This is a genomic window from Microbacterium sp., from assembly GCF_035556355.1.
Lineage (GTDB): Bacteria > Actinomycetota > Actinomycetes > Actinomycetales > Microbacteriaceae > Microbacterium.
Window position 1 is genome coordinate 17,477 of the sequence record NZ_DATMFG010000024.1, and the last position, 13,055, is coordinate 30,531.

At 70.3% G+C, this 13,055-nt stretch carries 12 protein-coding genes; 6 read left to right on the forward strand and 6 right to left on the reverse strand.

All coding sequences use genetic code 11. The annotated features are described in order from the left end of the window. Positions 1-39 precede the first annotated feature (39 nt). Both VNR19_RS06485 and VNR19_RS06490 read left to right on the forward strand, forming a co-directional pair. Positions 40-462 (forward strand): hypothetical protein, encoded by a 423-nt coding sequence (locus tag VNR19_RS06485; protein WP_325725058.1) that lies wholly within the window; start codon positions 40-42, stop codon positions 460-462. Then, entirely contained in the window at positions 459-1,766 is a 1,308-nt protein-coding gene (locus VNR19_RS06490; RefSeq protein WP_325725060.1) for a glycosyltransferase family protein, read from the forward strand. Before VNR19_RS06485 ends, VNR19_RS06490 begins: the two co-directional genes overlap by 4 nt. On the opposite strand, the gene VNR19_RS06495 is transcribed toward VNR19_RS06490, so the two are convergent. Continuing rightward, on the reverse strand, positions 1,755-2,948 hold the full coding sequence (locus VNR19_RS06495; protein ID WP_325725062.1) for a glycosyltransferase: 1,194 nt from the start codon (positions 2,946-2,948) through the stop codon (positions 1,755-1,757). The genes VNR19_RS06490 and VNR19_RS06495 overlap by 12 nt on opposite strands. Beyond that, complete coding sequence (locus VNR19_RS06500; protein ID WP_325725064.1) at positions 2,945-4,039, reverse strand: glycosyltransferase; 1,095 nt, start codon at positions 4,037-4,039, stop codon at positions 2,945-2,947. Before VNR19_RS06500 ends, VNR19_RS06495 begins: the two co-directional genes overlap by 4 nt. A gap of 54 nt (positions 4,040-4,093) precedes the next feature. Between VNR19_RS06500 and wecB the strand changes: the two genes are divergently transcribed. Genes wecB through VNR19_RS06520 form a run of 4 tightly spaced genes read left to right on the forward strand, consistent with a single transcriptional unit; the run spans position 4,094 to position 8,603 of the window. Beyond that, positions 4,094-5,167: a non-hydrolyzing UDP-N-acetylglucosamine 2-epimerase gene (wecB, locus tag VNR19_RS06505; protein ID WP_325725066.1), complete on the forward strand. Its 1,074-nt coding sequence runs from the start codon at positions 4,094-4,096 to the stop codon at positions 5,165-5,167. Further along, positions 5,167-6,591, forward strand: a complete 1,425-nt coding sequence (locus VNR19_RS06510; protein ID WP_325725068.1) for an acyltransferase family protein — start codon at positions 5,167-5,169, stop codon at positions 6,589-6,591. Before wecB ends, VNR19_RS06510 begins: the two co-directional genes overlap by 1 nt. Next, positions 6,537-7,253, forward strand: a complete 717-nt coding sequence (locus tag VNR19_RS06515) for an SGNH hydrolase domain-containing protein (RefSeq protein ID WP_325725070.1) — start codon at positions 6,537-6,539, stop codon at positions 7,251-7,253. Before VNR19_RS06510 ends, VNR19_RS06515 begins: the two co-directional genes overlap by 55 nt. Positions 7,254-7,301: 48 nt before the next feature. After that, the gene (locus VNR19_RS06520) at positions 7,302-8,603 is read left to right on the forward strand and encodes a nucleotide sugar dehydrogenase (RefSeq protein ID WP_325034627.1); all 1,302 of its coding nucleotides are present in this window, start codon (positions 7,302-7,304) and stop codon (positions 8,601-8,603) included. Between the two features lie 6 nt (positions 8,604-8,609). Here the strand turns inward: VNR19_RS06520 and galE are convergent, their stop codons facing one another. From galE to rfbA, 4 genes are all read right to left on the reverse strand, one after another. Then, positions 8,610-9,614, reverse strand: a complete 1,005-nt coding sequence (galE, locus tag VNR19_RS06525) for a UDP-glucose 4-epimerase GalE (RefSeq protein ID WP_325725072.1) — start codon at positions 9,612-9,614, stop codon at positions 8,610-8,612. Positions 9,615-9,693: 79 nt separating this feature from the next. Continuing rightward, positions 9,694-11,103 (reverse strand): dTDP-4-dehydrorhamnose reductase, encoded by a 1,410-nt coding sequence (gene rfbD / locus VNR19_RS06530; RefSeq protein ID WP_325034629.1) that lies wholly within the window; start codon positions 11,101-11,103, stop codon positions 9,694-9,696. After that, the gene (gene rfbB, locus VNR19_RS06535) at positions 11,103-12,101 is read right to left on the reverse strand and encodes a dTDP-glucose 4,6-dehydratase (protein ID WP_325034630.1); all 999 of its coding nucleotides are present in this window, start codon (positions 12,099-12,101) and stop codon (positions 11,103-11,105) included. The genes rfbD and rfbB overlap by 1 nt, the downstream gene beginning before the upstream one ends. Then, on the reverse strand, positions 12,101-12,970 hold the full coding sequence (rfbA, locus tag VNR19_RS06540) for a glucose-1-phosphate thymidylyltransferase RfbA (protein WP_325034631.1): 870 nt from the start codon (positions 12,968-12,970) through the stop codon (positions 12,101-12,103). The genes rfbB and rfbA overlap by 1 nt, the downstream gene beginning before the upstream one ends. Positions 12,971-13,055 lie beyond the last annotated feature (85 nt).

Genomic DNA, 13,055 nt, shown 5'->3' on the forward strand with positions numbered 1-13,055 from the left:
CCGGGCGGGCCGGTGCGCCGACCTCCCGAAGATCTGGCCGTGCGAATCGTCATCCTGTCGCCCTCAACCGTGTTCGACGACTCTCTCGCCTCCGACGCGGAGGCCGGGGTGGCTGCGACCGTCGTCGGCTGGGCGTCAGGACCGGGCGGAGCCGACATCGAGCTGCCCCGCCCGACCGGGCCGCTGCGCAGGCTCGCGAGCCGGGTGTCCGCATCGGCGATCGGTCGGGAACTCGTCGACGTGACGCCGCTCGCGCCGTCACGCGCGTACTGGCGGGCTATGCGCGATGATCCGGCCGTGGCTGCGGCAGTCGAGCAGGCCGACGTCATCGTCGCGACCGAGCGCGACGCCGCGTACGCGGCGTGGCGCTGGCACGACAGGCTGCGGCGGAAAGGGCGGCACGTCGCCGCGGTGTACGGAGTCCCCGCGGCGCGCGCCGCGATCGAAAGGCTTCGCGCATGACGCGTCCGCATCTGCTGTACACCGCGTGGAGCTTCCCGCCGAGCCGTGCCGGAGGCGTCTACCGCGCGCTCGCGACCGTCAACGCCTTCGCCGAGGCGGGCTGGGACGTCACCGTGCTCACGGTGAACCGCGAGTTGTGGTTCAGCTCGACGGGAGTGGACCTCGGCCTGGAGCGCATGGTGGATCCGCGTGTCGTGATCGAGCGTCTTCCCGCGGACGTGCCGGCATTCCAGAACGACATCGGCCGATGGCCCCGCGCGCGAGCCCGCTTTCCGGTCGCGTGGCGCATCGCAGACTTCTGGCGCGACATGGTCCGTTTCCCCGAGCCGAACTACGGTCGCTGGCGACCGGAGCTCGAACGTGCCGCGGAGCGGGTGCACCGGTCGCATCCGGTCGATCTCGCCATCGGCACGGCCAACCCGCACGTCGACTTCGTCCCGGGATGGCACCTGCACCGTCGATTCGGCGTCCGATACGTCATGGACTACCGCGACGCGTGGCAGCTGGATGTGTTCTCGGGCAAGCGGCTCCCGACCGCCATCCCGCCCGTTCGCGCGTGGGAGCGCCGACTCATGGCGGATGCGACGGAGATCTGGTTCGTCAACGATGCGATCCTGCGCTGGCACGCCGAACGCCACCCCACCGCCGCCGCGCGGATGATGGTCGTCCCCAACGGGTACGACGAGTACGAGGCGCCTCTGGCCGTTCCGGTGCGCGGGGGTCGGGAGAACGGTCTCGTGTTCGGCTACATCGGGACCGTGTCGACGAAGGTCCCGCTCGAACCGCTCGTCGAGGGGTGGAGACGCGCGCGCTCACGCGATCCGCGGCTCGCGACCGCGCGACTGATCATCCACGGCTACCTGGGCCACTTCGGAGCAGGCGACGGCGACATGGCCACGATCCTCCGCGACGCTCGCGACGACGGCGTGGCGTACGAGGGTCCTGTCGGCAAGGCGTTGATCGGGAAGGTCTACGCCGGCCTGGACGCGCTGGTCCTCGCGCTGGGAACCGGCCGCTACGTCACGAGCGGCAAGGTCTACGAGTATGCCGCGACCGGCATACCGATCGTCTCCGTGCACGATCCGATGAACGCCGCAACGGACGTGCTCAAGGACAGCCCCGCGTGGGCCGCCACGAGATCGTTGGATCCCGAGGACATCGCCGACGCCCTGGTGGCCGTGGCGGCGCTCGCCGCGGATCAGACACCCGCGGAGCGTGCGGCGGTGCAGCAGTGGGCGCGCGCGTTCGAGCGCCGTCGCATCATCGGCGAGAGGATCGCCCGGCTGACGCCGTCAGCGGGCTGAGCGGCCGATCCACGCCGCCCGCAGGGTCTCGGCGCTGCGTCGGCCGTCGTGGACGGTCTCCACGAATCGGCGGCCCGCGCGCCCCAGCTCGTCTCGCCGATCGACGTCGGACGCGAGCTCGGTGAGCACGCGCTCGAGCGAGGACGCATCCGCTTCCACGATCGGGAGGTCGAGACCCGCCGAGTCGCGGACCGCATCGCGCACCGCCGTGCGAACGTGACCGACCACGGGCCGCCCCGCGGCCATCGCCTCGCACGCCGCGACGCCGTAGCTGCCGACACTCAGCTGATCCACCACGATGTCCGACTCCGCGAGCACGGCGGGCATCTCGGCGTGCGGAATGCCGCTCAGGGGGCGATAGTCGATGATCCCGCGGCGGTGCAGGTCGTGGGCGACGGGCTCGATCACCGCGGTGCCCTTGGTGCCCCGCGAGCTGGGCGCGTGCACGACGCGCGGCGCGCCGCCGCGGGATCCGTTTCGGACTTCACCGGTGCTCCAGCGGTCCAGGTCCACGACCACCGGGCACCACTGGGCTCCGGGCACCGCCTCCAGCAGGTCCGGCGTCGAGACGAACACAGGCAGTCCCGACCGCGCCGCGAAGTCGATGTTGCGGATCGCGAGCTGCTCCGCCCGCATGCTCGCCGCATCGCCCGTGAAGGGCGCGAGCGCCGTCTGCTCCCGGTTGACCGACGGTCTTCGCACATCGGAGCCGTGGCACATGAGCGCGACCGACACGGCAGGGCCGAGGGCGTCGATCTGCCGTCCGAGGTCACGGTCGAGCAGCCGGCCGAACGGCGGGATGAACGACTCGACGAGCAGGTGGGTGAACCCGCGGGCGGCCTCGAGCTGCTCCCGTTGCCAGCGGCGCGAGTTGTGGAAGACGGATGCCGGAATGACGGCGTCCGCCGGGAACGCGAACGGGGGCCGCTCGAGGGCGTAGTTGCGTGCGGACGTCGACGGATCGGTGGCGCGCAGTGCGCTGCGCCACGCGTACGCCTGCCCCGCGTAGTTCGCCGGTGCGATGAGGACGCGAACGGGAGAGTCGTCCGCGCGGACCACGGGCACAGGGCCGTTGCGCGGGGGGCGACCGAAGCGGAGCGCGGCGATCCGACCCGGGATGCTCATGGGGTGATCGGCGATCCAGTACTGCGCGCGTTCGCCGAGCGTGGGACCACGGCTCACCGCAGGCTCCTCGCCGTCGCGTAGACCGCGTCGAGGGCGCCGCGCACGGCGCCAGGTGTGAAGCGACCCGTGACGGTGTCGGCGATGTCCCGGGCGGAGAGGGAGGCGGTTGATGCCAGGACCGACTCCACCGCGTCCGCGTAGGCTCCCGCCGACTGGTCGGAGACGAACGCGCTGACCTCGGGTCTCGCGTAGTCCACCGCTCCGGTTGCGGCACCGCTGACGACGGGTCGTCCGTTCAGGAGGGCCTCGGCCGCGACGACGCAGAAGTTGTCGCCCTGCGTCGGGAGGAGGAACACGTTCGCCGCCTGCAGCTCCGCCGAGACTCCGCGCTGGTCGAGAGTCCCGGTCAGCCGCACGCGTGGGCTCAGCCCCGCGGTGCGCGCGAACTCCTCGACGGCGGCGCGCTGCGGTCCGTCGCCCACCCACGTCAGCGTCGCGTCGTGTCCGCGCCGACCGAGCTCCTCGAGGGTCTGCGCCGCGAGGAGCGGACCCTTGCGGGCGATCATCGCGCCCACCCCGACGAGCCGGATCGGCGGCGTCGACGGTGCTTCCGTCACGTCGGGCTCCGGCACGACGCACGGCACGATCTCGACGGGTGTCGACCGGACCGCGCGTATGGCGGACGCGAGACGCCCGCTCTCGGCGACGACGACGTCGGGGTGGCGGAGGAGGGGGAGCAGGGCCCGTCGTGCGATCCGTGCACCACGCGAAAGGGTCTCGGGCGACGTGATCCCGGACCAGTGCTCGGAGTGGACCCACGGCAGTGCGGCGGGGCGCGATCGCGGCCACCGCCAGGGGATGAGCCCGGTCACCGCGTGCGTGTGCACGACGTCCGCGTGCTGTGCCGCGGCCCTGACCGCCCGACGCGCGCGTACGAAGTCGATCGGCCGCGACCGCGACAGCGGAAGCCTCGTGACCCGCAGAGACCCGGTTGCGGACGTCTCACGCCCGGAGGTGTGCTGCCAGTCGAGGTGGAGCACATGGACGTCGTGTGCGCCGGCCAGGGCCCAGACCTCGCGCTCCACGAAGATCCCGGATGCCGGCATCGACGCCGAGGGGAACCACGGAGTCACCACGAGAATGCGCACGCTCTACGCTATCCCGACCGGGCGTTCAGGCTCGGCGACCTAGACTGGACCCCCGTGAAGATCGTCAGCGTCGTGGGCGCGCGCCCGCAGTTCGTCAAGCTCGCCCCGATCGCGAAGGCGGCTGTCGCGGCATCCATCGATCACGTCATCGTCCACACGGGCCAGCATTACGACCCGATGCTGTCGGACGTGTTCTTCGACGACCTCGGCATCGGAGCCCCCGACATCCATCTCGGCGTCGGCAGCGGGTCGCACGGAGTGCAGACCGGCGCGATGCTCGCGGCGCTCGACTCGGTGTTCGACGCTCAGCAGCCCGATTGGGTGCTGGTCTACGGTGACACGAACTCGACCGTCGCCGCGGCTCTGAGCGCCGTCAAGATGCATCTGCCGGTCGCACATCTCGAGGCCGGTCTGCGCAGCTTCAACAGGCGGATGCCGGAAGAGCACAACCGTGTCCTGACCGACCACGCGGCCGACCTCCTGCTGGCGCCGACCCAGGTCGCGGTCGACCACCTCGCGGCGGAAGGTCTGGCGGCGCGGACGGTGCTGGTGGGCGACGTGATGACCGATGTGCTCTTCGATGTCCGCGACCAGGTCGCGGGCCGGCCTTCGCCGCTCGTCGCGGAGCTCGGCCTCGAGCGCGGCGGCTACTACCTCGCGACGATCCACCGCGCGGAGAACACCGACGATCCCGCCCGTCTCGCCGAGATCGCGTCCGCGTTGGCGGCGCTGGATCGTCCGGTCGTGCTCCTGGCGCACCCGCGAGTGGTGGCCAAGGCGTCCGCACACGGCGTCGAGCTCACGCAGGGCTCGCTCATCGCCCAGGGACCGCTCGCGTACCCCGATCTCATCGCCGCCGCGCTGTCGAGCGCCGGGGTCGTCACCGACTCGGGCGGGCTCCAGAAGGAGGCGTTCCTCCTCGGGGTCCCGTGCACGACCGTGCGCACCGAGACCGAATGGGTCGAGACCGTCCAGCTCGGCTGGAACGTGCTCGCGAACACGGCCGCCGAGATCGCGGCCGGTGTGTCGCGTCCGCGCCCCGAAGCGACGGATGCCGCGCCCTACGGCGATGGACGGGCGGCGGAGCGCGTCATCGAGGTCCTCAGGGGGAACGGCCCGACAGGGTGATGGTCTCGGTCGGCCAGGCATCGACGGAGCGCGTGCCGCAGCGGATCGGCGGCTCGGTTCGGCGCTCGACGCGCGGCTTCCGCACGGACGTGCAGGGGCTGCGCGCGATCGCCGTCGGACTGGTCCTGCTGTACCACGCCGGCGTCCCCGGGGTCTCGGGGGGCTACGTGGGGGTCGATGTCTTCTTCGTCATCTCGGGCTTCCTGATCTCGAGCCACCTCCTCGAATCGCTCGAGCGCGACGGCAGGATCAGGTTCGCCCAGTTCTACGCGCGCCGTGCGCGGCGCATCCTCCCCGCGTCGTTCACCGTGGCTGCTCTGACGGCGATCGCGGTGCTCATCGTCTATCCGCCTCTCGCGGTCGGGCGGGTGCTGTCGGACGCACTCGCGACGATCCTGTACGTCCCGAACATCTGGCTCGCGATACAGAACACGGACTATCTCGCGGACCACTCACCCTCCCCGTACCAGCACTACTGGTCGCTCGGCGTCGAGGAGCAGTTCTACCTGCTGTGGCCCCTGGTCCTCCTCGCGATCTTCCTGGTCGCCCGCCGATCGCGTCGCGTCGTGACGGCGCTGGTGCTCATCGCCGCCGTCGTGAGCTTCGCGTCGTGCGTCATCGCCACGCCGCTCAATCAGCCGATGTCGTTCTTCCTGCTGCCGACACGAGCGTGGGAGCTGCTCGCCGGAGCGCTCGTGGGCGCCTTGCTCCTGCATCGCCGACTGCGCATCCCCGAAGTCGTCGCCGCTGTCGGCGGCTGGGCGGGCATCGCCATGGTCATCGCGTCCGCGGTGCTCTTCGACGACGCAACGATGTTCCCGGGCTGGGCGGCCGCGCTTCCCGTGGCCGGCACAGCGCTCGTGATCGCGTTCGGCTCCGTCGATTCGCGCTGGGGCCCGACCGCCGCCCTCTCGGTTCGACCGATGCAGTTCATCGGCCTCATCTCGTACTCGCTCTACCTCGTGCACTGGCCGCTGCTCGTGGTGCCGCAGGCGGCCGTGGGGGATGATCGCCCGCTCCCTGTGGCGGTGAAGATCTTCCTCGGCATCGTCCTCGCCGTTCCGCTCGCGTACGTCCTCTATCGCTTCGTCGAGACGCCCCTGCGCGCACCGGCCGGGCTCGTGCGGCGCCGCCCGAGCTACACGCTGTGGGGCACGCTCGGCGTGACCGTCGTCCTGGCGGTCGCGACCCTCGGCTCCATGGCCTGGGCCGCGGCCCGACCGGTGCCGACGGGCGAACCCGTCGCGGCCGCACCCGACATACCGACGTCGCCGCCCAACCCCACGTCGTACGTCCCGCAGAACATGAAACCGTCGCTCGAAGACGCGGCCGCCGACATACCGCCCATGCGGACGGCTGTCACCACGACGTGTCGGCCGAATCCGTGCAGGACTGCGTGTACGGCGACCCCGACGGCTCCGTGAGCATCGCGCTGTTCGGCGATTCCCACTCCGCCCAGTGGTTCCCCGCGGTGGACGACTACGCCGAGGCCACGGGCGGCATCGCGATCTCGACCTACACGAAGTCGTCGTTCCCCGCGGTGTCGACGACGGTAGTGACCAAGAACGTTCCATATGTGTCATGCGACCGGTGGCGCGAGGCGGTGCTGAAGCGTCTCACCGCGGAGCCGCCTGACCTCGTGGTGATCTCGAGCTACGCCTGGCATCCCGTCGCGGGGGTATCGGACGAGGCCGAACGACGCGAGCGCTGGGCCTCGGGAGTCGAGACGACGGTGAGCCGGCTCACGGATGCCGGCATCCGTGTGCTCGTCATCGCCGACACGCCGCGCTTCGACGCGCCCCCTGCTGTGCGTCTCTCTGGCGCCCCGGATAGAGCCGACCGGTGTGCCGGTGATCGGGGCGCCGTCCTGGACCGCGCGCACACGGCGGCCGAGGGGCGCGCGGCCGAGTCCGCCGGCGGGTCGTTCCTCGATCTGACGGACTACATCTGCGGGCCGTCCGAGTGTCCTGTCATCGTCGACGACTTGCTGGTCTATCGCGATGTGAACCACCTCACGGGTGCCTTCGTGCGATATCTCGAGCCGATCGTCGCCGAGCGGATCGACTCGCTGCTCGGCAGCGGGTGAGCCCAGCCGCGGCAGATCGCGGTCCCAGGCGCACATAGACTGGAATCCATGCGTATAGCCGTCGTGGCCCTCGGAAAGATCGGCCTCCCCCTCGCCGTCCAGTTCGCAGATTCGGGTCACGACGTCATCGGCGTCGACGTCAACCCCGCCACCGTCGAGAGCGTCAACGCCGGCATCGAGCCGTTCCCGGGCGAGGCGCACCTTCAGGAGAAGCTTTCCGAGCTCGTGCCCGCGGGGCGCCTGCGCGCGACCACCGATTACGGCGACGCGATCCCCGGCGCCGACGCGGTCGTGCTCGTCGTCCCGCTCTTCGTGAACGATGCCACATGGGAACCGGACTTCGCGTGGATGGACGCCGCGACGCGCTCGCTCGCTGAGCACCTCACGCCCGGCACGCTGGTCTCGTATGAGACGACGCTTCCCGTCGGCACGACCCGCGGGCGCTGGAAGCCGATGCTCGAGAGCGGCTCGGGCCTGGTGGAGGGCACCGACTTCCACCTCGTGTTCTCGCCGGAGCGTGTGCTGACGGGTCGCGTCTTCGCGGACCTTCGCAAGTACCCGAAGCTCATCGGCGGCCTGTCGGAAGCGGGCGCCCGGCGCGCGAGGGAGTTCTATGAGGCGGTCCTCCAGTTCGACGAGCGCCCCGACCTCAGTCGCCCCAACGGGGTGTGGGACCTCGGCAGCGCGGAGGCCGCCGAGATGGCGAAGCTCGCCGAGACGACGTACCGCGATGTGAACATCGGCCTCGCGAACCAGTTCGGGCTGTTCGCGGCCGAGCACGGCATCGACGTGTATCAGGTCATCGAGGCGTGCAACTCGCAGCCGTACAGCCACATCCACCGGCCGGGCATCGCCGTCGGCGGTCACTGCATCCCGGTCTACCCCCGGCTCTACCTCTCGACCGACCCGGATGCCGACATCGTGCGCACCGCGCGGCTCCTCAACGCCTCGATGCCCGAACGGCTCGTCGCGCAGGCGGCCGGCATCCTCGGCTCCCTGGAGGGGCTCAAGGCCGTCGTGCTGGGCGCGGCGTATCGCGGAGGCGTGAAGGAGACCGCGTTCTCCGGCGTGTTCCCGACGGTCGAGGCGCTCAAGGCGCGCGGAGCGGATGTCCGCGTCCACGACCCCCTCTATTCCGACGACGAGCTGCGGGCCATGGGCTTCGAGCCGTACGCGCTCGGCGACGCGGTCGACGTGGCGATCCTCCAGACCGACCACGCGGACTACCGCTCGCTCGAGGCCGCGCAACTGCCCGGCATCCGTCTTCTCGTCGACGGTCGCAACGCCACGGACGCTGCGCGCTGGGCAGGAACCCCGCGCATCGTCGTCGGATCCGGCGCCGCGGCGTAGGCGTCGTCAGGCGGAAGCGGCTCCGAGCACGTCGGGCAGCCGCTCCGCCCACGCGAGCGAGTCGCGGATGCCGTCTTCGAGCGTCCGCTCGGCACGCCAGTCGAGCTCGCGCGCGGCGCGCTCGCTCCGCGTGTAGACCCCCGCGCTGTCGCCGGGCCGTCGGGGACCGTCGACGACGTCGACCGCGTCTCCCGTGACGCTCTCGAAGACGGTGACGAGCTCGCGCACGGTCACGCCCCTGCCGGTGCCGATGTTGTAGACCCGGTACGGGTTCGATGCCGGCGCGACCTCGTCGAACCGCTCGAGGGCGGCGACGTGGGCTCGCGCGAGGTCCCACACGTGGATGTAGTCGCGGATGCCCGTGCCGTCCGGCGTCGGCCAGTCGTGGCCCGTGATGGTGAAGGGGCGGCCCGCGCGCCACGACGAGATGAGACGGCCTAGGGCGTGCGACGGCTCGGGGATCGACAGGCCGGTCCGGAGTTCGGGGTCCGCGCCGATGGGGTTGAAGTAGCGCAGGCTGACCGCTCGCACATCGCCGGCGTGCGACGCGTCCTCGAGGATCGTCTCGAACATCGCCTTCGTCGCCGCGTAAGGGCTGGCCGGGGCGAGGGGCGAGTCCTCGTCGACGGTGAAGTCGTCGCTGACGGCGTAGATCGACGCCGACGAGGAGAAGACGAACCGGGTGAGACCGTGCCGAGCAAGGCTCCGAAGGAGCTCGACGCCCTTGCCGACGTTGTTGGCGTAGTAGTCGAGGGGCTTCGCGACCGAATCCGGCACCACGATCTTCGCGGCGCAGTGCACGACGGCGGCGATGTCGGGGTGCTCGGAGACGACGCGCGAGATGAGCACGGGGTCTCCGACGTCGCCCACGTACAGCGGTCGCCCGAGGGCGAACGCCGAGAGGCCCGTCGAGAGATCGTCGAGGAGCACGGGCTCGTGCCCGGCCTGCTCGCACGCGCTGGCCACCGTGCTGCCGATGAAGCCGGCGCCGCCGGTGATCAGAACCTTCACTGCACGCCTCTCCGTCTCGTGTGCCCCGGCGATCCTACCCAAGCCGCCTCCGCCGAACGTGGGCGGCCGTGCCGCAGCCTCAGTGCGCCAGGTACTCCCGGAGCACGTCCTCGACCGCGCGCACCGCGAATCCGGTCGCCTCGATCTTCGACAGGTCGAGCACGCTGTTGCGCGGGCGCGGTGCGACCGGTGCGCTCGCAGAGGCGAAATACTCCTCCGTCGACACCGGGCGCACGCGCTGCGGGTCGTGACCGGTCGACACGAAGACCGCGCGGGCGACATCCGCCCACGACATAGGATCCCCGCCGCCCGTGAGGTTGTAGACACCCGGTGCGGGTCGCTCAGCCATGAGGTGCACGATGCCGCGGGCCAGATCGCCCGTGAACGTCAACCGGCCGACCTGGTCGTCGACGACGGCAGGATCGACGCCCCTGTCGGCGAGCTCGCGCATCGTGCGCACGAAGTTGCGGCCGTCGCCGATGACCCACGACGTGCGGACGATGTAGTGCCGGGGGACCGTCGCCACGATCGCGTCCGCCGCCGCCTTCGTCTGCCCGTAGACGCCGAGCGGGCTCAGCGGGTCGTCCTCGTGGTAAGGACGGTCGGATGTGCCGTCGAACACGTAATCCGTCGAGACGTGCACGAGCGTGAGTCGGTGCTCGAGGGCGATCCGTGCGAGGTGGGACACCGCTGTCGCATTGGCCGCCCACGCCTCGCGGCGGCCCTCGGGCGTCTCGGCCTGGTCGACCGCGGTGTAGGCCGCGGCGTTGATGATCGTGTCGTAGTCGCGCCAGTGCCGCGCCGTGAAGACCTCGGGCGAAGCGAGGTCGAGGTCTTCACGCGTCACGTAGTCGATGTGGGAGGCGTCGCCCAGCTCCGCGCGGAGAGCGCGCCCGAGCTGCCCGTTCGCGCCGGTCACGAGGATCTTGCGTGCGGGGACGGGCTCGACGTCGGCGAGTCGCGGGTGAGCGTGGTCCTTCTCGGAGATCTCGGCCCGATCGAGCGGGATGGGCCAGTCGATCGCGACGCTCTCGTCCGCGAGGTTCAGGAACGTGTACGTCGCGTCCGGCGACCAGTGGTCGTTGACGAGATACGTGTAGGCGGTGTCGGGGTCGAGCGTCTGGTAGCCGTTGCCGACCCCGCGAGGGACGAAGATCGCGCGCGACGGGTCGAGCTCCGCCGTGAAGACCATCCCGAACGTCGGACCCTCGCGAAGGTCGACCCACACGCCGAAGACGCGACCCGTCGCCAGCGACACCCACTTGTCCCACGGCTCCGCGTGGATGCCCCGCGTCGTTCCGACAGCGTCGTTGAAGGAGATGTTGTTCTGGACGGGGCCGAAGTCGGGGAGACCCGCGGCGATCATCTTCTCGCGCTGCCAGTTCTCCTTGAACCAGCCGCGGCTGTCGCCGTGGACCGTCAGGTCCCACAGCACGAGCCCGGGGATGGGCGTCTCGGTGGCGCGCAGGCGTTTGCCGAACTCCGTCATCACTGGCCCTTGGCGGCGTAGAACGCCTCGGTCGCGTCCTTCGCGGGCGCCCACCACGCCTCGTTGTCGCGGTACCACTCGATCGTCGCAGCCAGTCCGGACTCGAAGTCGCGGTATTGCGGAGTCCATCCGAGCTCGGTGCGCAGTTTGGTCGAGTCGATCGCGTACCGCAGGTCGTGCCCCGCACGATCGGTCACGTGGTCGTACGCGTCGACCGGCTGCCCCATGAGCGTGAGGATGAGCTCGACGACCTCCTTGTTGTTCTTCTCGCCGTCGGCGCCGATGAGGTACGTCTCGCCGATGACCCCCTTGTCGAGGATCGTGAGCACGGCGGCCGAGTGGTCGTCGGCGTGGATCCAGTCGCGCACGTTCTCGCCCTTGCCGTAGAGCTTGGGGCGGATGCCGCGAAGCACGTTCGTGATCTGGCGGGGGATGAACTTCTCGACGTGCTGATACGGACCGTAGTTGTTCGAGCAGTTCGAGATCGTCGCGCGCACGCCGAACGAACGCACCCACGCGCGCACGAGCAGGTCGGAGCCGGCCTTCGTCGACGAGTACGGGCTCGACGGGTTGTAGGGGGTCGTCTCGGTGAACCGCGCGGGGTCGTCGAGCTCGAGATCGCCGTAGACCTCGTCGGTCGAGATGTGGTGGAACCTCGTGTCGTGGCGCCGCGCCGCCTCGAGGAGCGTGAACGTGCCGACGAGGTTCGTGTCGAGGAACGGGCGCGGGTCGTGGAGCGAGTTGTCGTTGTGCGACTCGGCCGCGTAGTGCACGACGGCGTCGACTTCGTCGAACAGGGCGTCGACGAGCTCCGCATCCGCGATGTCGCCCTTGACGAACCGGAACCGGTTCTCGGGGAGCCCCGCGAGCGACGCGAGATTTCCGGCGTACGTGAGCTTGTCGAGCACCGTGACGTGATGATCGGTGTGCTCGATCACGTGGTGGACGAAGTTCGAGCCGATGAAGCCGGCCCCTCCGGTCACGAGCAGCCGAGCCATCAACGACCCCTTTCCAGCAGAGCCAGCAGGTATGCACCATAGCCCGACTTGAGGAGCTTCTCGGCACGCGCGCGCAGCTCGTCGTCGGTGAGGAAGCCCTGCCGCCACGCGACCTCTTCGGGGGCGCCGATCTTCATGCCCGTTCGGCGCTCCATCGTGCGGACGTATTCCGCGGCATCCGTCATCTGGTCGAAGGTCCCGGTGTCGAGCCACGCGGTCCCTCGTGGCAGCACCTCGACCTGAAGCTTGCCGCGCTCGAGGTACGTGCGGTTCACGTCGGTGATCTCGTACTCGCCGCGCGCGCTGGGGGAGAGCCCGCGCGCGATCTCGACGACGTCGTTGTCGTAGAAGTAGAGGCCGGGGACGGCATAGCTGCTGCGCGGGTTGGCGGGCTTCTCCTCGAGCGAGATCGCCCGACCTTCGGCGTCGAACTCGACGACGCCGTACGCCTGCGGGTCGGAGACCCAGTAGGCGAAGACGGCGCCGCCGTCGATGTCCGAGAACCGCGCGAGCTTCGTGCCGAGTCCGGGGCCGTAGAGGAGGTTGTCTCCGAGCACGAGGGCGACCTTGTCGTCGCCGATGAAGTCGGCCCCGATCGTGAACGCCTGCGCGAGACCGTCGGGGGAGGGCTGCTGGGCGAACGAGATCGAGACGCCGAACTGCGAGCCGTCGCCGAGGAGTCGCTCGAAGTGCGTCGCGTCGTGCGGCGTGGTGATGACGAGGATGTCCCGGATGCCGGCGAGCATGAGCGTCGACAGCGGGTAGTAGACCATCGGCTTGTCGTAGACCGGGACGAGCTGTTTGGAGACTCCGAGGGTGATCGGATGCAGCCGCGTGCCCGATCCGCCGGCGAGGATGATGCCCTTCACACCCCAATCGTTTCACAGGCGCTCGTTCCCGCGCGGCGTGAGGCTTCGCGCGGGCCGCGCGGGCGCCCGTTGCTAGCATTGTCGA